The 23,097-nt window shown below is 45.7% G+C and carries 24 protein-coding genes; 11 read left to right on the top strand and 13 right to left on the bottom strand.

Features of this window, described 5'->3' with window-relative positions; all coding sequences use genetic code 11:
• Position 1 precedes the first annotated feature (1 nt).
• From AC1D0K_RS14365 to AC1D0K_RS14350, 4 genes are all read right to left on the bottom strand, one after another.
• Positions 2 to 3,223, bottom strand: coding sequence for an error-prone DNA polymerase (locus AC1D0K_RS14365; RefSeq protein WP_477393108.1), 3,222 nt, complete (start codon positions 3,221 to 3,223; stop codon positions 2 to 4).
• A gap of 20 nt (positions 3,224 to 3,243) precedes the next feature.
• Positions 3,244 to 4,746, bottom strand: a complete 1,503-nt coding sequence (locus AC1D0K_RS14360; protein ID WP_477393106.1) for a Y-family DNA polymerase — start codon at positions 4,744 to 4,746, stop codon at positions 3,244 to 3,246.
• On the bottom strand, positions 4,739 to 5,356 hold the full coding sequence (locus tag AC1D0K_RS14355) for an ImuA family protein (protein WP_477393104.1): 618 nt from the start codon (positions 5,354 to 5,356) through the stop codon (positions 4,739 to 4,741). Before AC1D0K_RS14355 ends, AC1D0K_RS14360 begins: the two co-directional genes overlap by 8 nt.
• A 117-nt stretch (positions 5,357 to 5,473) precedes the next feature.
• A complete protein-coding gene (locus tag AC1D0K_RS14350) occupies positions 5,474 to 5,770 on the bottom strand; it encodes a hypothetical protein (protein ID WP_477393102.1) in 297 nt (98 codons plus the stop codon).
• 89 nt (positions 5,771 to 5,859) lie between these two features.
• Here AC1D0K_RS14350 and AC1D0K_RS14345 point away from each other — a divergent pair, with 89 nt between their 5' ends.
• The 4 genes from AC1D0K_RS14345 to AC1D0K_RS14330 are packed head-to-tail and all read left to right on the top strand — an operon-like array spanning position 5,860 to position 8,026.
• The gene (locus AC1D0K_RS14345; RefSeq protein ID WP_477393100.1) at positions 5,860 to 6,120 is read left to right on the top strand and encodes a hypothetical protein; all 261 of its coding nucleotides are present in this window, start codon (positions 5,860 to 5,862) and stop codon (positions 6,118 to 6,120) included.
• Entirely contained in the window at positions 6,117 to 6,611 is a 495-nt protein-coding gene (locus AC1D0K_RS14340; RefSeq protein ID WP_477393098.1) for a helix-hairpin-helix domain-containing protein, read from the top strand. The genes AC1D0K_RS14345 and AC1D0K_RS14340 overlap by 4 nt, the downstream gene beginning before the upstream one ends.
• Before the next feature lie 3 nt (positions 6,612 to 6,614).
• A complete protein-coding gene (locus AC1D0K_RS14335; RefSeq protein WP_477393096.1) occupies positions 6,615 to 7,202 on the top strand; it encodes an alpha-ketoglutarate-dependent dioxygenase AlkB family protein in 588 nt (195 codons plus the stop codon).
• Positions 7,203 to 7,243: 41 nt separating this feature from the next.
• On the top strand, positions 7,244 to 8,026 hold the full coding sequence (locus tag AC1D0K_RS14330) for an SDR family NAD(P)-dependent oxidoreductase (protein WP_477393094.1): 783 nt from the start codon (positions 7,244 to 7,246) through the stop codon (positions 8,024 to 8,026).
• Between the two features lie 2 nt (positions 8,027 to 8,028).
• Here the strand turns inward: AC1D0K_RS14330 and AC1D0K_RS14325 are convergent, their stop codons facing one another.
• Genes AC1D0K_RS14325 through AC1D0K_RS14305 form a run of 5 tightly spaced genes read right to left on the bottom strand, consistent with a single transcriptional unit; the run spans position 8,029 to position 9,781 of the window.
• On the bottom strand, positions 8,029 to 8,334 hold the full coding sequence (locus tag AC1D0K_RS14325) for a hypothetical protein (protein WP_477393092.1): 306 nt from the start codon (positions 8,332 to 8,334) through the stop codon (positions 8,029 to 8,031).
• 11 nt (positions 8,335 to 8,345) lie between these two features.
• Entirely contained in the window at positions 8,346 to 8,756 is a 411-nt protein-coding gene (locus AC1D0K_RS14320) for a DUF1810 domain-containing protein (protein WP_477393090.1), read from the bottom strand.
• Entirely contained in the window at positions 8,749 to 8,940 is a 192-nt protein-coding gene (locus AC1D0K_RS14315; protein WP_477393088.1) for a DUF2188 domain-containing protein, read from the bottom strand. The genes AC1D0K_RS14320 and AC1D0K_RS14315 overlap by 8 nt, the downstream gene beginning before the upstream one ends.
• A gap of 32 nt (positions 8,941 to 8,972) precedes the next feature.
• Positions 8,973 to 9,239 (bottom strand): hypothetical protein, encoded by a 267-nt coding sequence (locus tag AC1D0K_RS14310; protein ID WP_477393086.1) that lies wholly within the window; start codon positions 9,237 to 9,239, stop codon positions 8,973 to 8,975.
• A gap of 14 nt (positions 9,240 to 9,253) precedes the next feature.
• Positions 9,254 to 9,781 carry a hypothetical protein gene (locus AC1D0K_RS14305; RefSeq protein WP_477393084.1) on the bottom strand — a complete coding sequence of 176 codons (528 nt, stop codon included), beginning with the start codon at positions 9,779 to 9,781 and terminating at the stop codon, positions 9,254 to 9,256.
• Positions 9,782 to 9,881: 100 nt separating this feature from the next.
• Between AC1D0K_RS14305 and AC1D0K_RS14300 the strand changes: the two genes are divergently transcribed.
• From AC1D0K_RS14300 to AC1D0K_RS14290, 3 genes are read left to right on the top strand one after another with little or no spacing between them, the layout of a single operon-like run.
• Complete coding sequence (locus AC1D0K_RS14300; protein ID WP_477397302.1) at positions 9,882 to 10,154, top strand: hypothetical protein; 273 nt, start codon at positions 9,882 to 9,884, stop codon at positions 10,152 to 10,154.
• Positions 10,151 to 10,921 carry a non-homologous end joining protein Ku gene (gene ku / locus AC1D0K_RS14295; RefSeq protein WP_477397304.1) on the top strand — a complete coding sequence of 257 codons (771 nt, stop codon included), beginning with the start codon at positions 10,151 to 10,153 and terminating at the stop codon, positions 10,919 to 10,921. Before AC1D0K_RS14300 ends, ku begins: the two co-directional genes overlap by 4 nt.
• Before the next feature lie 3 nt (positions 10,922 to 10,924).
• Positions 10,925 to 11,698, top strand: a complete 774-nt coding sequence (locus AC1D0K_RS14290) for a DNA-formamidopyrimidine glycosylase family protein (protein WP_477397306.1) — start codon at positions 10,925 to 10,927, stop codon at positions 11,696 to 11,698.
• A gap of 34 nt (positions 11,699 to 11,732) precedes the next feature.
• On the opposite strand, the gene AC1D0K_RS14285 is transcribed toward AC1D0K_RS14290, so the two are convergent.
• On the bottom strand, positions 11,733 to 12,920 hold the full coding sequence (locus AC1D0K_RS14285; RefSeq protein WP_477397308.1) for an exodeoxyribonuclease VII large subunit: 1,188 nt from the start codon (positions 12,918 to 12,920) through the stop codon (positions 11,733 to 11,735).
• Positions 12,921 to 12,953: 33 nt separating this feature from the next.
• On the opposite strand from AC1D0K_RS14285, the gene AC1D0K_RS14280 reads away from it, so the two are divergent.
• From AC1D0K_RS14280 to AC1D0K_RS14265, 4 genes are all read left to right on the top strand, one after another.
• Positions 12,954 to 14,045 carry a spore photoproduct lyase family protein gene (locus AC1D0K_RS14280; protein WP_477397310.1) on the top strand — a complete coding sequence of 364 codons (1,092 nt, stop codon included), beginning with the start codon at positions 12,954 to 12,956 and terminating at the stop codon, positions 14,043 to 14,045.
• 332 nt (positions 14,046 to 14,377) lie between these two features.
• Positions 14,378 to 15,937, top strand: coding sequence for an ATP-dependent nuclease (locus AC1D0K_RS14275; protein ID WP_477397312.1), 1,560 nt, complete (start codon positions 14,378 to 14,380; stop codon positions 15,935 to 15,937).
• Positions 15,922 to 16,950, top strand: a complete 1,029-nt coding sequence (locus AC1D0K_RS14270) for a hypothetical protein (RefSeq protein ID WP_477397314.1) — start codon at positions 15,922 to 15,924, stop codon at positions 16,948 to 16,950. The genes AC1D0K_RS14275 and AC1D0K_RS14270 overlap by 16 nt, the downstream gene beginning before the upstream one ends.
• Positions 16,951 to 16,958: 8 nt before the next feature.
• Complete coding sequence (locus tag AC1D0K_RS14265) at positions 16,959 to 18,395, top strand: Shedu immune nuclease family protein (RefSeq protein ID WP_477397316.1); 1,437 nt, start codon at positions 16,959 to 16,961, stop codon at positions 18,393 to 18,395.
• A gap of 493 nt (positions 18,396 to 18,888) precedes the next feature.
• Here the strand turns inward: AC1D0K_RS14265 and AC1D0K_RS14260 are convergent, their stop codons facing one another.
• From AC1D0K_RS14260 to AC1D0K_RS14250, 3 genes are all read right to left on the bottom strand, one after another.
• Positions 18,889 to 19,152, bottom strand: a complete 264-nt coding sequence (locus tag AC1D0K_RS14260) for a helix-turn-helix domain-containing protein (protein ID WP_477397318.1) — start codon at positions 19,150 to 19,152, stop codon at positions 18,889 to 18,891.
• Between the two features lie 125 nt (positions 19,153 to 19,277).
• Positions 19,278 to 20,546 (bottom strand): site-specific integrase, encoded by a 1,269-nt coding sequence (locus AC1D0K_RS14255; RefSeq protein ID WP_477397320.1) that lies wholly within the window; start codon positions 20,544 to 20,546, stop codon positions 19,278 to 19,280.
• 874 nt (positions 20,547 to 21,420) lie between these two features.
• Positions 21,421 to 23,055, bottom strand: a complete 1,635-nt coding sequence (locus AC1D0K_RS14250; protein ID WP_477397322.1) for an ABC-F family ATP-binding cassette domain-containing protein — start codon at positions 23,053 to 23,055, stop codon at positions 21,421 to 21,423.
• Between the last annotated feature and the right edge of the window lie 42 nt (positions 23,056 to 23,097).

Here is a 23,097-nt window from a genome sequence, read left to right as displayed (position 1 = left end):
CTTATTTAAAATTTCTGCCTTTATGCAGATAGCTTGCCTGTTCGGCATCAAGCGACTTCAGCGGTTTATCCATCGGTATGAAGGGCGACGCTTTCTCATCTGCACGGGAAAGGGTCAGCACAGGCTGCTTCTCGTTTTTAATTTCTGTCAGATTGCCCAGTAGTTTAGTGATATCAAATATTCGTCTGACAATGATATGGGTAACCTGCGTTTGTTCGACCACGCCCTCAACCATAAGTAGCCTTGCATGCAGAATTTCCTTGCGGTATTTATCAAAGAGTTTAGGAAAGACGACCAGGTTTGTTGTACCGGTCTCATCCTCCAGCGTAATAAAACACACGCCTTTGGCTGTACCCGGGCGCTGGCGGATAAGGATCAGGCCAGCGGTCTTAATGATCGCTTTGTTTTCGGTCCGGTTCGCTTCTCCGGCTGTTTTAATATGCAGCATCTCTAACTGGTGACGGATGAAGGTCAGTGGGTGTCCTTTAATGGACAGGCCTGTGATGGCATAGTCCTGTACGACGTGTTCGGACAACCGCAGCTCCGGAAGACCGGGTTCGGGTTCATGCACGCTTTCAGAAGGCTGGCCTTCCATTAGTTGAACGGGACGGTCATGCAATGCGGCAACTTCCCAAAGCGCTTTCCTGCGGTCAAGGTCCATGGATCGAAAAGCATCTGCGTTAGCCAATTTTTCCATGGTTGCAACACTCACGCCGGCATCACAGAGCTGGTGCGGCGCAGTATAGCATTTCTGCGGCTGACGTTCCCGGCCTTCCAGCAGTTTTTCCATTTCAGCCTGTTTGATGCCATCAATCTCCCGGAAACCCAACCGCATCGCGAAATACGCTCCCTGCTTTGCTTCGAGCGTATTGTCCCATTGCGAACGGTTTACATCAATAGGCAGCATTTTCACGCCATGTTCACGCGCGTTGCGTACGATCTGCGCCGGCTGGTAGAAGCCCATGGGCTGACTGTTCAGGAGCGCGGCGCAGAATACTTCGGGATAATAAAATTTCAGCCAGCAGGAAACATAAACGAGCAGGGCGAAACTGGCCGCATGACTTTCCGGAAAACCGTAGCTGCCAAAACCTTCCAGTTGTTTGAAGATCCTCCGGGCATATTCTTCGGTATACCCTCTTGAGGTCATCCCATTGATCAGCTTGTGCTCGAACTTGGTCACCATCCCGTTGAATTTAAAGGTGGCCATCGTCCTTCTTAGCAGGTCGGCCTCCCCGGGAGTAAAGCCGGCGGCAACGATGGCCAGTTCCATCGCCTGTTCCTGGAATAAAGGGACGCCGAGCGTTCGTTCCAAGATGGACCTGATCTCGTCGGATGGATAGTCGATCTCCTCTTCCCCGTTTCTCCGCCTGATATAAGGATGCACCATATCACCCTGGATCGGTCCGGGCCGCACAATTGCGACCTCAATCACCAGGTCATAGAAACAATTGGGGCGCAGTCGCGGAAGCATAGACATCTGCGCGCGGCTCTCGATCTGGAAAACGCCGAGCGTATCGGCCGCGGTGATCATCTCGTAAACTTTGGGATCATCCTGGGGAATGTTGGCCAGCGTAAGGTCTTTGCCGTAATGCTGTCTGACCAGGTCGAACGCCTTTCGGATACAGGTAAGCATACCCAAAGACAAAATATCCACTTTCATAAAACCGAGTGCATCGATATCATCCTTGTTCCATTCGATATTCGTGCGGTTTTCCATCCGCGCGTGAAAGATCGGACAAAGGTCGCTGAGCTTGCCGTCCGTGATCACGAAGCCGCCGGTATGCTGCCCGAGCTGCCGGGGAAAACCGATCAACAGTCCGGTCAGTTCGATGACCTTCAGCAAATGCGGATCATTAAAATTCAGTCCTAGTTTTTTGAGCTCTGCGGCAGTGATCTCCTCATCGGAAAGATCGCCATAAGCGTCCGACAGCATTTTGGTTGTGTCAACTGACAGTCCCATAGCGCGGGAAACGTCATTGACCGCTCCTTTATAGTGCAGCATGAATACGGTCGGCAGGATGGCAGCACGGTCACGGCCAAAGCGATTATAAACGTACTGCATCACTTCTTCCCGGCGCTCGTGCTCAAAGTCCACATCAATATCAGGCGGTTCATTTCTTTCCTTGGAAAGGAAACGGGCGAAAAGCAGGTTCGATTTATCGGGTGCCACCGATGTGATACCCAATACAAAGCAAACCGCCGAATTTGCGGCCGATCCGCGTCCCTGGCACAGGATATGCTGCTTCCGTGCCCAGGTCACATAATCTTCAACCGTCAGAAAATAATCAGGCACGTCCAGTTCAGCGATGATCTCCAGTTCATCTCTGATCGCCTTTTCCACCTTTTCAGGGATATTCCCGCCGTAAAACTCCTTCGCTCCCTTCCAGGCCAGGTAAGTCAACTGTTCCATAGGCGTCCGACCTTCGGTCGTTAGCTCACTCGGGTATTTATACTTCAGTGATCTCAGGTCGAACCGGCACGCGTCGGCGATCACCCGCGCATTGCTGATCGCGTCGGGGTAATTCCGGAACAACCGCTCCATTTCCGCCCTTTCTTTCAGATGCCGCTCGGCATTTTGGTGCAGCTTGTACCCCGCGTTGAAAATGGTGCATTTCTCCCGGATACAGGTCAGCACATCCTGCAGTTCCCTGCGGTCAGGATGATGGTAATGGACATCGTTCGTGGCTACCAGGGGTATACCAAGTTCGGACAGCAGAAAAAGGCGCTTTTCGTCATCACCGGTATAATACCGGGTGGCGGCAAGGTACAGGTTGGGCAAATGTTCCCTATAATCTTTGACATGGGTTGTAAAAACCATTTCGAACTCAAAATCCTGGGTGATCTTGTCCGGCGGTATGATGATAAAATAGCACCCTTCAGCATGACGATAGACGTCACTTTTCGAAATATGGCATTTCTCTTTTTCTGCACGCAGGTTACCAAGCGTGAGTAGCGCGGATAACCTGCCGTACGCAGCTTTGTCTGTCGGATAGGCCAGCAGGCTCGGCCCGTCAAGCAGGTCGAGCCGTACACCCGGGATCAGCCGGATATTCCGGTCTTTAGCAACAACGTAAGCCCGTACAAGGCCGGCGAATGTGTTACGGTCGGTGATGCCGATGGCATCATAGCCGAGATCCGCCGCCTGGTCGACGAGTTCTTCGGGATGGCTGCCGCCGCGCCGGAAGCTGAAGTTGCTGGTGACTTGTAATTCTGCGTAACTCATTGATTTGTCCTTTCCCCGGATCAAGCGAAGAATCCGTGTAAATACCAGTGCTGGTTACTTTCTGCATTGTAATGACCCGATCGGAAAAGCCAATAGCGACGTCCTTCCTCATCTTCCGCGATATAATAATCCCGGTGCTCGCCGGGTTCCAGCCACCATTCCCGCTCGATGCGTTCAGGGCCGTCCGCACCCACAATCGTATGCCGCTCACCCTTCCAGACAAACAGTTTCGGCGGATAGTCGGGCGTAAGCGCCATCGCCTCAATGGGCTCGGGACGATCCAGGATCTGCATGGGGCGCGGCTTGTCCGTTCGCCAGTCACTTTCAGGTTTCTTTTTAAGATCAGTATTAAGGTGGGGCGTCCGTTCCGGCCAGTAATGTTCGCCGGGCAGGTAACGGTTGATGTGCTTCGTACCGATCCGGCCGGCCACACGGTCAAGCAGCTCAGCGACTTCCTCACTGTCAGCGCCGCCTTTTGCAGACCAGAGTTCGCTTTGCTTATCGCTGACGGCTTCCGTTTTAAGGGCATCCAGCGTAAAAAGCTCAATACCCAAGCCGGGCGCAACACTGTCCAGCTTGATAAAGAACAGCTTGAACAGGTGCTGTACCCGGTTACTGGCATGGTTAGTACCGATCGTAATATTCCCGTTTTTTCCATCGACGCGGTACCAGGTCAGCATCGCTGCACGCACACCGAGTCCTTCACCATACAGCCTCCTGCACATTTTTTCCAGCAGATCATTCAGGGCAATCTCGATCGCGGGCCTCGTCTTAATGGCTTCCAGGCATTCCAGCCGTTCTGTATACGGCACGGGTTCCTTTAAGGGAAAAAGGTACTCGGCTTCCTGCCCGAGCGCCTGATGTAAACGCAGCACCATGGTCTTGCCAAAGCGCCTGCGCAGCACGCTGTCCGGCATATAAATAAAGCCGCTCACCTTATGGAGGCCGAGGTTGCGCAGCTTAACCAACTGGTCGAACGGTAACCGAAGCGCAGATGGCGGCAAAGGCATCAGCGCATTGCGCTGCTGCCCTTCAGGTATGATCAGCCGGTCGGTCGCACACCGGGCGACTCCCCAGGCTGCACCGATCGTATCCGCTATAGCGGGCCTGACATCATAGCCGATTGCCTTTAATCTTTGGGTGATCTCCTGCAGGTACGCCTTTTCCCCACCTTTTAAATGCGTACAGCCGGTGACATCCAGCAGTAAGCCATCGGGCGGATCAAGTTGTACCAACGGTGTATACCGAAGGAACCATTCAGCAAGCCCGGTCAGCAACTTCGTATTCCGGCCGGGCTTTCCGTCGAATACCTGGAGTTCTGGCGCTATGACCCGCGCGTCGGCTACCGTCATACCTTCCGTAACACCATATTGTCTTGCGTTGTCCGTTACCGCAGTGATCAGCATGCGTCCGTGATCCGGCTCGGCGAAGACATACGCCTTCCCTTTCAGACCAGGCTGACGTATCGCCTTCCAGTCTGTCAGCAAATGCCGGAACCATATAGATGCAAAGCGCTTAGGCATAACGTCGGGCCGGTTCGATTATCCGCGGTGCAATGACCGTTTTAAAATTCTGTTTTTTCCATTCTATGGTCCAGTTTCCCGGCCTGCCGTTCCTTACTTTCAGCAAATGAACATCCCAGCGGGGATGGCCTACGCCTGGCATACCCGCCCTTAACTGGCTGCGCACCGGGCGTACCTGCCAGCGGGTCACACAGGCAGTCGTATTGATCTTTCTGACATCTTTCCGTAATACAAAACCGGTAACGTGGCTTTTTTCAACAGCCAGCTGTAAACGCTGAGATTCGGTAAAACTGAGATCTTTTGTTTCGCAGATGACAGCGGCTACACCTTCACACTTCAGCGCTTCTTCGGTTACCCAAAGCACGTCTTTCTGTGCCGGTACGTCCAGGAAAATGACCCGGTCGGGATCCAAACCGAATAGTTTCAGCGCAGGTGGATAGATGCGTCGTGTATAGCTGATCCAAAGGCATGCGCCGCCACCGGCGAGCAGCCGCTGTACCAGGCCTGCGATAAAACCGCCGCTCGCGGCAGTATCCTCGGGACTGCTGCTGATGAACTCGTGAATAGCGCCGGTCGGAAACACACCGTCGGCAAAAGCGTCAGCGACCACACCAAGTCCGAGGTCGTTGCCGGTTCCCGGCTGCGGGGGGCGGAAACCCTCCCAGCAGATCATATCCTGCCGCAGCTTACTGATAATCTCTTCTTTTGTCGCATTCATAATCGTCGTCTAAAAATCAAAGTGCATCTGGTCGAAATTCAATTTGCGGGTGCTGTTGTATTCCCGGATCGCAACAGCAATGACTTTTACTTCATCCGCTGAAAAAACCTCTTCTTCACTAAAACCTATGATCTCTTCTGGTTCAAGCGGCTCCTCCCCGACGTTTACATAAATTACTGAGCGATGATTGAATGACCTGACCTGATAGCGCATAAACCCTATGGTATCAGTAAGTTGATCCAGCTGTTCGATCATCAGCGTTGTCTGCTTACCCTGCAGTTCGATTAGTAAATGAAATGGTACCATGTTTGCCAATTTTGAGGACTATAAAGTTATGCTAATATTTTTAGCATTTTCTCTATCTTTTTTACATTTTTTTCCTCACATTTGTTTTCATGAGGAGTAAGTTGTTCACGGAGAAGCCGAAAACTGCTAAGATCAGCACGGAAAAATGGGTTCGAATTTTGCCCGATCAGGGTGAAGGATATCGCCTGTATGATGCCCTGGGAGATTCGTTTATGGGCAGGATCTTATTTGACCGGGACGATAATTGGATCTATGACGGATCTTTTTTAAGCGTTAACGAGCAGGAAGAAATAGCGGGTTTGCTTACCGGCTATCAAAAAGAAATGGATCAACTAGTAAAAGACTTATGAAAAAGAAAATCGATTACGATCTGAGCGCAGACGAAAAGGAGATCTTAAAACAGCAGAAAGTTACGCAGAAGATGCTGCAGGACTTTGCCCCCGATGAGATCGCAGCCACGTTGCGCGCTTCAGCGGGTCGCGCCAGGGAACTGGCTGCGCTGGCCGAGTTTCAAAGCATCCCGTCTTTGGGTATCGGTTTTGCTAAAGAGCTGATCGCGCAGGGCTATTATTCGCTTAACGAGTTGAAAGGAAAGCCCGCGGTGGAACTCTTCGACGAATTTGAAAAGCACTGCGGCTGCTGGGCGGACCCTTGCGTCGAAGATTCTTATCGCCTTTTGGTGCACTACATCGCGCATAAGGATGATAACAAACGCTGGTGGAACTTCACAGCTGAGCGAAAAGCTTACCGCGCGGAACACGGCTTCCCCCCCGACCGTCCGAAGACCCCCTGGTATGAATCAGGTGCTTTCCCGAAAATGCAGGCCTATAAAACAGAATAAGACATGGAACAGCTGGCATTATTCACACCATCCGGTCAAAGCAAAGGCCTGCCAAAACATCTATTAGAGTATAGATCTTCTATTATCAGTCAGGTGGAAAGCGATGGTTTACTCTCGCATTTCATCAGACATACGCCGTGGAAACAGACTACGCAAAAATTGTGGGACAAAGAATATTTAACCCCACGCCTTACCTGCTGGTATGGTGAAACGGATAAGATCGCCGGCACGCTGCCCTGGACCGATGAGCTACAGGCCATCCGGCAGCTGGTAGAACCGTTAGCGGGTATTCAATTCAATAGCGTGCTGCTAAACTATTATCGCGACGGGAACGATTCAGTTGCCTGGCATTCTGACAAAGAAAGCATTATGGGCAGCCAGCCCGTCATCGCTTCGGTCAGCTTAGGACAGGTCCGCAGCTTCGACATTCGCAGGAAAAACGACCATCAGGAGAAATATTCGGTAAGGCTGGAGCATGGTTCCTTTCTGCTGATGAAAGCCGGCCTGCAGGAACATTGGGAACACCGCATAGCCAAATCTACTAAGCCCATGAAAGCAAGGGTTAATCTGACGTTCAGGCTCGTGATCTAAAAACAGGTTAACGATCCTATTGCAGCAGGCCTTTAAATCGCTTGATCAAAACAGGAAATATCCAAGATTGTTATTCCAGCATGGCAAGAATATTTATAACCGGCTCGGCTGATGGTTTAGGACAACTGGCGGCAAAGGAATTGGTGGAGCAAGGCCACAAGGTCGTGCTTCATGCGCGTAATACGCATCGCGCTAAGGAGGCACTGAATAACGTGCCGGGAGCAGAAACCGCATTAGCCGCTGATCTGTCTGTTATCGCAGAAGTCAAAAAGCTCGCTGGGGAAGTTAATGCACTAGGAAGCTTTGATGCGATCATTCATAATGCCGGTGTATACCAGGTGCCAGCTACCGACATACTTGCAGTCAACACACTTGCCCCATATATCCTGACCTGCCTGATCGATCCGCCAAAACGTTTGATCTATATGAGTTCCGGCATGCACCTCGGTGGAGACAGCGGTCTGAAAGGCCTGACTGCTGATCCGCCGCAGGCAAGCTATTCAGATTCCAAGCTTCACGATCTTATCCTGGCAAAGGCGGTCGCCAGAAAGTGGCCCTATGTTTCCGCCAATGCGGTTGACCCGGGATGGGTAGCGACGAAAATGGGTGGTAAAGGTGCTCCTGATGACCTGCAGAAGGGTTTTGAGACGCAGGTTTGGCTGGCAGTCGGCAATGATGCAGGATCTTCCGTTAGCGGTCGGTACTTTCATCACAGGAACGAGGCTAAATACCAGCTTAGTTCCGACCAGGACGATGTACAGAACCGTTTCCTTGAGTTGTGTGCAAAGATCACCGGTATCAGTTTCCCTGAAAGCCGGGCATAGCTTCATACGCGCCTTAATCTTTCCGCCGGCCTTGGGTCGTCTTCCGTGATCAGCATTTCCGGGTAGTCCAGGTAACGAGCGTACCAAAGTACCGCACCCGAAATAATTTGGAGTTCCTCCAAGGTCCATCCGTCCGTTTCAAAGGCAAGCCATTCTCCATGAGCGTCACCGAAGATATGAATTTCGCCAGCAGAAGGCCGGTACCGGTCCGTTTCCAGACTGAAAACATTGATACGGAGCCCGCTTTCGCCATGTATAATGACATCATGTTCCTGGTCGTCCAGTAAAAAGTAGGTCGTAGTCTGCATTGGCTGGACAGCTATAACAATTGAAGTGTCGACCTGTCGGTTTCACCATTGAAAAACTTCCTGATCACCGCTTCGAATACCGGATCTGCGCCGGGCACGAGCGAGAACAGCGTCATCGATGAACGCAGTTTGATATCGTCAGGACTGCCCATGACCGCGGTCGCATTGCTACCGGGAAGTTCCAGCAAGGCCCGACTGATCTCGACTATACGTGCTCCCAGAACAGGATGGGCCAGGTACTCTGCAGCTTCGGGAAGGTCTTTGATCGCATATTTTCTGGCCATATCGCTGTAACCCAACCCCCCGATCTGTGGAAAAATATACCACATCCAGTGACTGCGTTTACGTCCGCTGCTGACCTCTGCTAATGCAACAGCATAGTTGCCTGCCTGCGCATCCAGGAAGCGCTTCAAATTACTCATTCCCTTCTTTCTTCTTTGTGAGGTTCGCAAAATGCTCGCGCGCCTGTTTCAGCCCGGTAGCGATAGCTTCGCCTTCATTGCCCGTCGTCTTCAATACTTCATTGGCGATCTCGGTCGCTTTATCCCTGATCTTTTTGGGTTGGTTCTTATAGGATGGCGGATAATCGCCGTTATACCATGGCATTCTTTATTCTCCTTTATAACGCTTAACAAACCTTATTTAATTTTGATTGCCGGCAGGTAAATGCCCCAGACCATGTTTGAGAATTCGCCTGCGGCAAACCTGACCGTGGTGTTTTTGACTGAGATCTCATAAATATTCATGGTATGATCTTCGTCATAAATGGGGTCCTTTACGTTAACATGCAGATGTATATCTATCCAGTCATGATCCCAGATGTTCAAACCGTCCAGTTCCAGCCTGTCACCGTCAACTACTGAGCTGTGAAATTCCCATTCTTCAGATTTTTCGATTGCACTCATCAGCTTCTCAAAGGTTAATCGAATTTCGCTTCGATGGCTTGCCTGATCGATACGAACACGTCTTCGTCCAGCGGCTCGCCGCTGATTTGTTTCCAATCTTCATTATGCCGCAGTTCGGCGACGATATCTCCGTCATAAGCAATTTGGTAACGATCATCCTGCGGGGTGATTTCAAAGCTGTTCATGCCTCCATGGTAATAGGCCTGTACATAGAAATTATCACGCCTCCCATCTTCATCGTCCTCTATCCCCTGTATGTGTGCTGCTACCTGCGCCTGCTCATTTTCATCTAAAAATTCACCCAGGTATTCCCATTCATATTTATCATCTTCTTTATGGGCGAAAGAGCCAATTTCCGTTGTGTCTCCCGGATTGTCCTCCGTATATTCCCCAGCGGGATCATCCTGACGGGTGGCCTGCAACTGGTAGACAGCAGCATGTTTTTGCCGACCGTTTTCTTCGTAATAGACCGGCTCTAATTCGATATAAAGTTTTGTTCCGTCAGTGCGGTTGAGTTCAAATGAGGATGTGCTGATGATCATCTTTTTATCTGATTAACTACTTATAAGACAACCCGAAGAACACCTTTGTTTTAATGAGAGGCCCTTATAAACAATACGCGAACCGGCGGGTTGTATAATCATGGAAAATTACCCGATCACGATCAGCGTAGACAAATCGGTGCATCACTTTGAAGTGGGCGAGTATCCGCACCATGATGAAGAACGGTGCAAATACAAAGTATTTGAAAACGGCGTTTACGTCGCGAGTTTTGAGCCGGACAGCCATGACTTCCTGCATATCTGCCAGAATCCGGGACAAGTCGATGAAGATATCCTCCACCTGTTAGCTGACAAGATAGAGGCCCATCATCCGCAAGGCCTAAATGATAACATTAAAAAATTGAAGCTATGAGAAGTATCTGGACAAGTTCGATAGGCTTTGGCCTGGTAAGCATACCGATCAAACTGTTCTCGGCGGTGCAGGAAACGAGGCTAGACCTCGATATGCTGGACAGCCGCGATCATGCGCACATTAAGTTCCAGCGCGTCAATGAAAACACTAAGAAGGAAGTGCCGTACGATAAGATCGTTAAAGGTTATAAATACGACGATGACTATGTTATCATTGAAGATGCCGATTTTGAAGCGGCAGCTCCGGAAAAAAGTAAGGTGATCGAGATCGAAAACTTTGTGGACATCGCGTCCGTCAGCCCGATGTATTATGAAACCTCCTACTATACCGCGCCGGCGACAAAGAAAAATAAGGCATACGCATTATTACTTACCGCACTGAAAAAATCAGGCAAGGCCGGCCTGGCCCGGTTTGTTTTACGCAGCACGGAAAGTCTATGCGTGGTGCACCCGGTTGACCAGGCGCTTGTGGTGACGAGGATCCGTTTCGCCCAGCAAATCCGCGACCAGGAAGAACTTGGGCTTGATGAAAAGATCGAAGTCAGTAAGAAAGAACTCGACATGGGGCTTGCGCTGATCAACCAGTACGCCGAGCCGCTTGACCTTTCCAAATATAAAGACGAGTACCACAACGAACTGCTGAAGATCATTGAACAAAAAGCAAAAGGAAAACGTCCGACCATCAAAAAGCTCAAGCCGAAGAAAGAGAAGGGCGACGATCTTTATGCGCAGTTGATGAATAGCTTAAGCGTCAAAAAAGGTGCATAAAGAATGGCTGAACTACCTGACCTGACCGTATTCGCCCGGATCCTGACACGGAGATTCGCCGGCAAAAAGTTAATTAAGCTGGAAATCACAGAATCCAGAAAATTGAACGTTCCCGCAGAGACGCTGCGGAAAGCGCTGCAGGGCAGCGATCTTATAAAAGTCGAACGCGAAGGAAAGACGCTGCACTTCTGCTTTTCCGACGGTCAGATCCTGGGATTTCATTTAATGCTCCGGGGTGAATTGATTGATCTTGAAAAAGGAGTTATCCCGAGGTTTCAAATTATTGGGTTTCACTTCGAAAGCGGTGAGGGTTTTGCGGTCATCGACATGCAAAAGCAGGCTACCCCTACCCTTCAGCCACCTTCGGTAAAAGTGCCCGATGCACTAAGCCTGGAAGGCAGTTACTTTAAAGCATTATTGGCAAAAAAGAAAACGCTTATCAAGACGTTGCTGATGGATCAAAAAGCGATGCGCGGTATCGGAAATTCATATGCTGATGAGATTCTGTACCATGCCGGAATTTCGCCATTTTCGACCGCCAGCCTCATACCTGAAAAAAAGGTAAATCAGCTTTATGAAAGCATTCGCGTCGTGTTGACAAAAGCAATTGATGATATCGAAGAGGCCAACGGTGACGAACTTAAAGGCGAGCTGCGCGATTTCATGACGGTCCATTCCCCCGACCTGAAGAAAACGGCAAAAGGTGAAGAAATTAAAACGGAAAAAATGGGAGGCCGGACATCTTATTACACGGAATCCCAGGAGCTTTACAACTGAGGGGCATAACTGTGAACCAGGTTTGATCTTTTCTTTAATGCCCTTTTAACAGGTATCCCAAGATCAGGCCAGCGATAATAGCGATAACGACCACCGTCCAATTGACGGTTGTCTTTCCTTTCAGGTCAGTTAGCTGACCTTTGTAGTTGTCGATCTGATCATTCAAAATACTTATTCGTTCGGCTTGCAACTTCTGCTCGCCGGCCAGCTGACCATTCAGCAATCCTATTTTTTCTTTGTAGACCTGTTCCAGATCCTTAGCTGTCCGCAAGCGAAGTTCTTCATTGGCCTTTAGCTTTTCATTTAGGTTATCGATTTCCTTCTGGTAGTTTGCAGTTAACTGTGACTTGACAGATTCGATCAGTTTCGCTTTCGAATTCTCCAGTTCTTCGACCGTATGATTAAACGTGTCGTTAAGAAACTGGCCAAGTTCAGATGGTGTGATAAATGACTTATCTGCCACTTTTTGAAGCAGCGTGATATCATCTTTATGGCCGATCGCAGTTATAAATAACGACCGAAGGCCGACCGCTTTTTCTGCAATTGTATACCGGTTAAAAATGTCCAGGTTATCGCCACCACCTCTTGAAACGGCTATCAGGCCGTAATTTTCGTTGTTAAGGCGATCAAGGGTAGTTACGATCTCTTCTTCGGAGCTTAGGTTGACCCGGTGAAAACTTATATCATAATAGCCGATCGATTCCCGCAGCTGATGCTTAATATCATTGTCAATGATGCCGGATTTACCTATGATAATTCCGATTTTAAAAGGCGTATCGCTGACGATCTGCTCCTTCAGCCAGCTATAGACGTCCCGGTAACCGGCAACAGCCTTTAGCTGCATCAGCTCGATCTTTTTAAGATCGTCGTCGTTGTACCTGTTCTGCGTTTGTTCAACCAGGTCTGTCACCGTAAGTTGGATCTGGATGCTGCCGGAGGTATTGATGACACGGCGAGTCACGAAACCATTTACAGTGACCGTTTTATTGGGCTGCAATTCATTGCGGATCAGTGGCGGAACCAGGATCGTAATAGCAGCATCTGAAGCCTCGTCACGGAAGGTGTCATAAAAATACCCGCTGTACTGGTTACCTTTTCCCTGCACATAAATTCCTTTTAGCTGTACGATCCGCTTGGTTTGATTAATGGAAATCGAATTATTGAAGAGGTTGAGAACCGCCGCCGGTGAATAAGTTATGATTGCTGAATTTTCCTTTTCCATCCGCGATAAAATTAGGAATTTATGGTATGATCCATGCTATATCAGATTATGCTGCATGAAAAAACAATAGATCATCTGTTAACCATCCATGAAATTTATCATGAGCCCGGTGTAAGGGATTATAAACGCGGGCAGGAAATACTCGCAAAATATCCTGAAGCAAAATTAATAGAAGTTCCTTCCCATAACCAGATCCCCGAATTATTCGGGTTTGAAGGATCAGTTGACGATTGGCTTTGGAACAAAAAGAATGTGCTTATTCTCGGAACAAAAAAGGCATTAAGCGCCAGGCCGAATACCCGCAGTTCTCACTGGGTAGCACCCTCACAAAGTAATGGCTGCACCATGTCATGCTCTTATTGTTACGTCCCGCGCAGAAAGGGTTACGCCAACCCGATCACTACGTTCGTCAATATCGAGCAGATCATGGGTTATCTTTCACGCCATGCAGGAAGGCAGGGTAAAAAATTAATTCCGGACGCTATTGATCCGGAATACTGGGTCTATGAAATCGGCGAAAACGGCGACTGCTCCGCCGACGCAGCTATCTGCGATAATGTCAAAGACCTGATCGGTCTTTATGCTACCTTGCCGAATGCTAAACTAACTTTCGCGACTAAATTTGTTAACCGGGAGATGCTGACTTATGATCCGCAGCGGAAAACGCGCATACGTTTCAGCCTCATGCCTCATCAGATGTCTAAGCTTGTTGATGTACGTACTACACCTATCAGCGACCGTATAGCCGTAATGAATGAGTTTTACGAAGCAGGCTACGAAGTCAACGTCAGTTTTGCACCGGTTATTTACTACGATGGCTGGTTAGAGGATTGGCGTAAATTTTTTACAGAAATGAATGATGTATTAAGCGACCCAGTTAAACAGCAGCTCGCAACTGAGATCATATTCCTGACACACAACGAGCCTTTGCACAACGTAAATTTATTATGGCACCCCAAAGCGGAAGAAGTGCTGTGGAGACCGGATATACAACAGGTCAAGTATAGTCAGACCGGACAGCGCAACGTCCGCTATAAAAACAATCTGAAGCGTGAACTGGTAGACGAACTGGTAGATCTCTGTACCGAAGTCATCCCTTACTGCACAATCCGTTATGCTTTCTGAGGAAACGAAACTTCCAGGCTGAAGTTAAAATCAATTGTCATTCTCCTTTTCAGCCCTCGTTGTCTACTTCGTTTTCCAAGTCTGATTCTTCCTGGCTTAAAGTTAGCCCTTTGTCAGAAACAAAATGAATCCTTAGTAAGCGTTGATAAACGCCCGAATAAGACGCGGACAAATGCGCTTAGTTATATTTTCAGAACGTCACGAGGCGGATATGCTTGGGTTGTTAAGGGCAATTGGTTGCCCGCTAAAAACATCTAATCGTATCTTTTGCCTGATTGCTTCAACATTGAAAATGACTATCTTTAGATAACCTTTACTAAACCTGAACGGCAATGAAAAGAATTACCAAACTCATTTTGAAAAATTTCAAGCGTTTTGAAAACTTTGAAGTTGAGTTCAAGCCCGATATTAATGTGCTGGTAGGCGATAATGAAACCGGCAAAAGTTCCATACTTGTGGCGATTGACTTAGTTTTAAGCGGAAGCCGTACTAAGTTAGACAACTATGGCTTACAAAATCTTCTTAACACTGATGTCGTTGGTACCTTTTTAAAGGGGCCTAAAACGCAGGACCTTCTACCAACAATGTTTATTGAGCTGTATCTATCCGAACAAAATGATTTTAATGTTAATGGGAAATGTAATTCGAAAAACATCAACTGTGACGGTTTGAGCATGATATGTGAACCGGATTTTACTTACAGTGATGAAATAGAAATTATATTAAAACAGAACAATGGCAATTTTCCATTCGAATTTTATCATGTAAAGTTTCAAACCTTCGCTGAAAAGGCCTACTCAAGCCATCGCAACTATTTTAATCACGTCCTGATCGACAATTCGCAAATAAATAACGAGTACGCGATGCGAGAGTATATCCGGTCGGTCTACAGGATCAATTCTACTAACCCTGAAAAGCATCAACATCAGAATGAATATCGTAAATACAAAAACACTTTTAAAGAAAATGTATTGGGTGCGCTAAACCAACGCTTGGACAGATTCCATTTTGCTGTAAAGAGCAGTAGTAAGGACAACTTAGAAAGCGACCTTACCCTTATGGAGGGCGATATTTCCATTGACAATAAAGGCAAAGGAAGGCAGTGTTTTATCAAAACACAGTTCGCGCTCGGTAAAGGTAGTGAAAAGATGGATGTGGTATTATTGGAAGAACCCGAAAATCATTTGAGTCACCATCACATGAAGCAACTCATCAGTAATATTGCGGATGCAAAGCAAGTGCAATTAATTGTCACAACACATAACACTATGATCAGTACCAGGCTGGATCTCAGGCAATCGGTGATAATTCATCACACTTCCAACAAACCACTCTTGTTAAAGGATTTGCCAAAGGGCACAGCGGAATTTTTTATCAAGGCCCCAGATAATAATGTGATCGAATACATATTATCTCGTAAGGTAATTTTAGTCGAGGGAAATGCCGAGTACATGTTGATGGAAGAATTTTATCGACAGGTTTCGGATAGCACCCTCGACCTAGACCGCATTCATGTAATATCCGTTGGCGGGATAAGTTTCAAGCGTTATTTAGATATTGCGAAAATACTCAAGGTTAAGACGGCGGTCATTAGGGACAATGACGGTGATCACCAACATCACTGTGTGGAAAATTATAGCGAATATGCAGACGAGCACATAAAAATCTTTTCTGAGCCTGATAACAGCAAAGAGACCTTCGAAGTACTTGTATACGAATCGAATAAAGCCATATGCGATAATATTTTCGGTTCAAAAAGAAAAAAACAAACTGTGTTGGATTATATGTTATGTCACAAATCAGAAGCTGCCTATGCTCTTGCTGATCAAAAACCAGGACAAATTGTAACACCAAATTATATCAAATCCGCTATTGAATGGATAAGAAATTGATACTTGCTGTAGCGGGGTCAGGAAAAACAACCTATCTGATAAATAGGCTCTCTACCGAACGTAGAGCACTTATTATCACCTACACTAGAACCAACCATTGCAATTTGCAAAACGCCATTTTCAAGAGGTTTGGTTCACATCCCAAAAACATCCATCTATTCACCTATTACACATTCATTTACTCATTTTGTTACAGACCTTTGCTTGCAAGGAAATTTGGTGCTAATGGCATGAACTGGCAACCTAATCCTCAACGGTTTGCAAAGGGTAATGATCGGTTTATTGATAAGCATGGCCGCCTTTACAGCAATCGCATTGCTGCATTTTTAGAAACGCAGCAAACGCTTACTGATATCAAGATAAGGGTCGAGAAGTATTTTGATGATTTGTATATAGACGAAGTGCAAGATTTTGCGGGACATGATTTTAATTTCCTCAAATGCCTTTCAGCTACATCTGTCAATTGCCTATTTGTCGGTGACTATTACCAGCACACATATGACACGAGCCGCGATGGTATTATTAATGGCAATTTACACGCCGATGAAACAACCTACATAGAGCAATTTAACCGGCTGAAACTTTCAATTGATAATGAAACTTTAAATAAAAGCTACCGCTGCAACCCGGAAATATGCGACTTCGTCACTAAGCGACTAGGCGTTGATATCGGATCACACCGGAACGGTGGAAGCAGTATTGTCGCAATCGACTCGCAGGCAGACGCTGATCCGATCATCGAAAATCAGGCAATTGTGAAATTATTTTATCAGGCACACTATAAATACAATTGTTTTGGAAAAAATTGGGGAGAATCTAAAGGCGAAGATTGTTATGACGACGTTTGCGTTGTCATGAATGAGAATACCTGGAAGTTATATTCAGCAGGCCGTCTTGGCAACCTGCCTCCTACGACGAAAAGTAAACTCTACGTAGCGATTACTAGAACTAAAGGAAATCTCTATCTTATGCCGGAAACTTTACTGAAAGGTGTAAAAAAAGAATCTATATAAGATATACTATGGCACTTCCCTATCCGTCCGAGTCGTTGCAGCCTGAAGGAACATTCGAAGCCGAATATGTTTCAGAACATTTGGTCTACGTTTATTTTACACCGCCAGTTGCGGCTTTACCGACATTTGACCAAGATCCCCAAAATTACAGGAAAAGAATTATTGAGATCGAGAAACTAAAAGAACAGATAACAATCATTCCTTTTCGCGTATGGACTGACCGCCCAATGTCTTTGCGTTATTTTAAATTGAAGAGAATAACTATAGATCTGCCCTGGCATATCGTTCGAAACCTTGAAGACGATCTGGACGTTGATTACATTCTTAATTCAGGCATTCCCGAGATATTTACTCAAGATATTAATTACGGTTTTGGTTTTAAAAAGCATTATGGTCAAATAGTGTCCTTACTGGAGAAAATTCATATTGAACAATTAATCGTGTCCGAAAAAGAGAAAACGATCATTGATACAACTAATCGCAAAGCGATTATCAATAAGCGTGACCTTGATCAGTTCAAGCGGACAGCCGATAATATCATCAGGCGTTCGCAAAAGCTCACTACGGAATTGAAACGAAATGCAATAAGCGAAGAATTTTTCAAAGCAATAGGTTCTTCATCAGCAGCCGAGACAAATAGCGGAAAACTTTCAAAAGAGGACTTTGTCAAGCTGATTGGCAGAACTAATCGGTTCGCTGAAGGCGGCGCTTCTGAAATAGAACAGAAAGACGCGCTCACTGTGATACGAAACAATGCTAAAAGAATGACAGAACAAAAGCCGCAGGAATTGATTAAACTAAAAAACGACCTGGAACTCGTAAACTTGGAGCAATTGATTGATAGATTTCAAAAGATGATGAAAAATAAGGTTAACGAAGCTCAATGGCAGCGCCTTTTTCAAGATAATCCATTCATCATTTCCATGGTCTTCGGTATCCCGGCCGTCAATGTTCAGGGGCAGGCTTCGGTAGGTGGTCGACGGTTATCCGGAGGTGGCGAAAAAATAGCTGACTTTCTGGTCAAGAATTCGCTGAGCAATAACACTGCGATAGTCGAGATCAAAACGCCTACAACAGAGCTTGTGTCGTTAAAAGCGTATCGAAGAAACGTTCATGGCCCCGCCCAAGAGTTAAGTGCTGCGGTCAGTCAGGTACTTGATCAGGTATATCAGCTCCAAAAGGATATTAACGGAATAAAAGCCAATTCGAGGTTGTATGATATTGAGTCCTATTTTGTACAGGGTATCCTTATTGCCGGTTTAACGCCGTTGCACGTTGATGAGCAAAAGTCGTTCGAATATTTCAGAGGAAATTCTAAAAATGTACAAATCCTGACCTTTGATGAACTGCTGGAGAAAATGCGGTCGTTATATCAGTTTCTTTTACCTGATAAACCGAAGGCAAACGAATCCGATGATTTTGAAAAAGATGATCTGCCTTTCTAACGAAAGAACCAAGCAGTAACTAATAGCTATTTACTATCAAACATGAATAATAAGGACCATCTAGCGGACTCGATTAGAAGCTGGTGGAAAGTAATGAGCAAATTTGATCAACTCGCCAGCGACGAAGCTAAAAGTTTATTGAACGTAAAATTGAGCAATTGGTATAGCCGCAGTTTTTAAATCAAACATATAAATAAGATATGATCCTGTTAACTTAAAGTAAAATGAAAATTACTGCCTTTTGAGGGATCAAAGGATGGTTCATAAACAATATAGCCAAAGGCAATTAATTCCTTTACACATTTATGGTAAGTTGATGTTGAATGAATATGAGCCAACCGCATTAAAACCCTTCTAGATGCCCTTATCGGTATTTGCCAACCACTTTCTTCCCAGCAATAGAATAATGCCAGGAAGAAACTCATATGGATCGGAGTGATCCTGACGTCTCCGTGTCCATGCTTGATTAAATCAGACAAACTGCCTACTTTGATCATCTTTTATCCCCGTCAAGCAATTTCCTAAGTTGATCAAGCCTGTAGAAGAAAATACTTCCGACCTTCGTAAAATTTAGCTTCCCGCTTACTCTTAGTGCCTGCAGTGTATTTGGTGAGATGTTCAGCATCTTCATCACCTGACTGCTGCGCAGCCATTCATGGTCCGGTTTTTCATTCTTTCCTATGATCTGTTTAATCTCTTGTAACAATTCTTCCTTAAAGGTTTGAAGATCTTCTTTCGTAATAATTTCAGTTGCCATTGTATTAGTTTTCGGCAAAACTGCTGATTAGCGCCTTCTATAATTGACAAGTATTTCGGTACTACCGAATTATAAAATTCCCGACCTGCCACATCATTTATGGACCGGTCGGGAAAATCTGCATTTTAATTCTTTATTTTATCAGCGCCAATGATCTGATCTTCAGATATGAATTTGTTTTTCTGCAGCCTCTTCTTAAGTTTAGCCATATCTTCATTGACTTTGATCCCTGTGACCTTGGCGTAATGCATTGTCTGACGCAAGCTTTTATGTCCCATCATTTCCTTAATCGACTCTAATGGAACGTTATTGGCCAAGGTTACCGTCGTTCCGAAAGTATGCCTTGCCATATGTGTCTTTAACTCTTTATTTATACCACACATATCCCCTATTTCTTTCAAGTAGGCATTGTACTTCTGATTGCTCAATACCGGCAATAGCTGGTCTTTAATGATGCATTGTTCGTCATTCTCATATTTGATTAAGATCCTTTTAGTGATCGGCAGCAGAGGTATGATTGATGGTGTGCCTGTTTTCTGTCTTCCCTTGTAAATCCTTAATTCACCGTCCACGCCTAAGTCGATTTCAGATTTCTTCAATTGCTTTACATCTGCAAAAGCAAGTCCGGTAAAACAGCAGAAAATAAATACATCTCTAACCTGGCATAGCCTGGTATTGCTGATAACCTTGTCGGCAATAGCCTGAATTTCTTCTTTGACCAGAAATACCGGTTGAACATCTTCCCTTGTTTCGTCAAATTTTGCAAAGGGATCGGATTTCAGCCATCCATTATCAATACAACCTATCACGATCTTCTTCATATTGGCGATATTCTTCAGAGCGCTGTTATGGCCAAGCTTTTTTATAACCCTAAACCAGTTGTAAAGCTTCTTGACGAACTCAAGGTCCAGTGATACTACATTGATCTCTTTCACATGGTATTGGGTATACAGGAATACGGACAAGTGGCGGTAACTTGTGTTGAAATTTGTCCAGGTGCCTTTGGCAACACCTTTTCCAATCATAGCTTTCATATCATCATTATGACTTTTGAACAGGGCCATTAAATCCCTTTTCCTCTGTTCAGCTCCGCTCATAATATCCATGATCGAAAGAGCCGTCACTACCCTGCCTGATTCGATCAGTTGTTTCCTGGCCTCATAAGCTTTGCTCTGAAGGATATCGAGGTAATAATTTAATTCTTTTGCGTCCTCTTTGGTCCCCGATGCCCGGTTCGCCTTGGCGCTCCATTTAGCAGGGAGCCGGGACCTCTTTACAGATAGTTCTTTGGAAACACCATCGACCGTAATTCTCAGGTAGATGTACATAGGACCTTGTTCATAATTTCTTGGCTGCTTTAAAAAAAACAGTAAACCAAAACTTTTCTCTAACATAACGAAGCATTTAAAAGTTAATAAATATCGAAATGCAGCGTATAAAAATCAAGATGTTTAGTAGCCGAACATGTTGTAATACAAATGATTACAATGTTTTCAGTGCGTCTTTTTGCGTAAAAAAAAGACGCACTGAATGTCGCACTAAAACCATGCGAAATGAGACATATTATGAGTAACCCCGCAAATGAAAAAAGCCCGTAATTCAGTGAATTACAGGCTTTTGATGTGTTTTGACGCTCAGGCTGGCGGTGAGGGAGGGATTCGAACCCTCGGTGCTACGCGATATTGCTAAAAGGTAATCATCAAAGCCCCATTTTGCTGTCATTCCGTATTAATGATAATAGCAATGCTAATGTTGATAATTCCTTTCACAATAGGTTACAGGATATCCAAACTCACCTTTGCTGCTATTCGAATAATAATTAGTTTCTAAGTTCGGAAACTTCTTGCGTACAAAGGTTTTTGATATTAAAGAGAATATTTACCAAAGCAATTATAAAGACGCGATTTTCTTCAAATCCTCTAAGAAAGAGTTCGAAAATTGTGTACTAAGGGTCACCACACTAATAAAAAACCGCCTCTACGATACCATAGAGGCGGTTTTTGTGTTTCACAGAAGTGTTTTTTTTACCGAAATACTGCCATTTTTAAAGAACTGTTTCACATAAAATAATAATCGCTTTTGAATAATACAGGGAACCCACTCAGAACATAATACAAGTTTGAGTGGGTTCATTTATTTGCGTGAAGATTCTGATGAACCTGAGCACCACATTCCGGATCAACCATAAAGAACTGAGCGCGAGGCGTAAAAGCAAAAATATGAGTAAATAAGCAAGCTAATGCCTCCAATATCCACCAAACACCTTTTTTAACTTTGTTCGATCTGTTTTAAGCTATCCATTTTTTTGTAGGCCAAAAACCCTTTGATATCTTCAAAGTGCTCGCGTACCCGCTTATTACCAAACTCAAATACTTTTTTTACCAACCCGTCTAAGAAATCCCGATCGTGAGATACCAGGATCAGCGTGCCATCAAAATCTTTAAGCGCATCTTTAATAATGTCTTTGGTCTTCATGTCCAAATGGTTGGTGGGCTCATCCAGTATCAACAAATTCACGGGCTCTAACAGTAACTTGATCATGGCCAAACGGGTTTTCTCTCCTCCGGAAAGAACCTTGACTTTTTTGGTGGTGTCATCACCGCTGAACATAAACGCGCCCAACAGATCCTTGATCTTTAACGTGCTATCGCTTAACGGAATCTGGTCAATTGTTTCAAATACGGTGAAGTTCCCATCCAATAATGCGGCCTGGTTCTGGGCAAAGTACCCGATCTTGGAATTGTGACCAACTTTTAAGCTTCCTTCAAAATCGATCTCGTTCATGATGGCTTTGATCATGGTCGATTTACCTTCACCATTTTTACCTACAAAAGCTACCTTTTCTCCCCGCTCAATTACCATCGATGCGTTTTTGAATACAACGTGATCGCCGTAGGTTTTGGTCAGGTCTTCTACCATTACCGGATATTGACCGGAACGTGGTGAAGGTGGGAATTTCAATCGTAATGCCGACGTGTCTACTTCATCTATCTCAATTACTTCAAGCTTTTCGAGCATTTTTACGCGCGATTGCACCTGCAGGGTTTTGGAATAGGTACCTCTAAAGCGGTCTATAAATTCCTGGTTATCTGCAATAAAACGCTGTTGCTCCTCGTAAGCTTTCAATTGATGCACACGGCGGTCGGCACGCAACTGCAAATAATGACTGTATTTAGCTTTGTAATCGTATATCCTGCCCATAGTCACCTCGATGGTGCGATTGGTGATGTTATCTACAAAGGCCCGGTCGTGCGAGATTACCATTACCGCCTTTGCCGAATTGATGAGGAAGTCTTCCAGCCACTGTATACTCTCGATATCCATATGATTGGTAGGCTCATCCAATAAAATGAGATCGGGCTTTTTTAATAAAATTTTGGCCAGCTCGATACGCATACGCCATCCGCCCGAAAACTCGGAAGTTTGCCGACCAAAGTCCTTGCGCTCAAATCCCAGGCCTTTGAGTACTTTCTCTACCTCAGCATCGTAATTGGTTCCCTCTATCGTATAAACTTTTTCGCTCAGTTCTGATACGCGCTCAATCAGCTTCATGTAGTCATCGCTTTCGTAATCAGTACGAATGTTAAGCTGCTCATTAGCCTCATCAAGCTCCTTTTGCATTTGGTTCGCCTCTTCAAATGCTTTCATGGTTTCTTCAAAAACGGTAACCTTATCCTGGGTAAGTAAATGCTGCGGCAGATAGGCTATTACCGCGTCTTTAGGACCAGTTACGCTACCGGTAGTAGGTTTAGCTACATCAGCAATAATTTTGAGGATGGTGGATTTTCCTGCACCATTTTTACCCATAAGGGCTATCTTGTCATTCTCATTTATCGAGAAGGTAACATCACTAAACAAGGTGGTTCCGCCAAATGAAACGGAAATATTATTTACATTAATCACAGTATGGGAGTATTGAATTATATGCAAAGATAAACGAAAGGC

The sequence above is a fragment of the Mucilaginibacter sp. P1_A3 genome, assembly GCF_056406855.1.
This window is presented reverse-complemented; position numbering and strand designations above follow the sequence as displayed.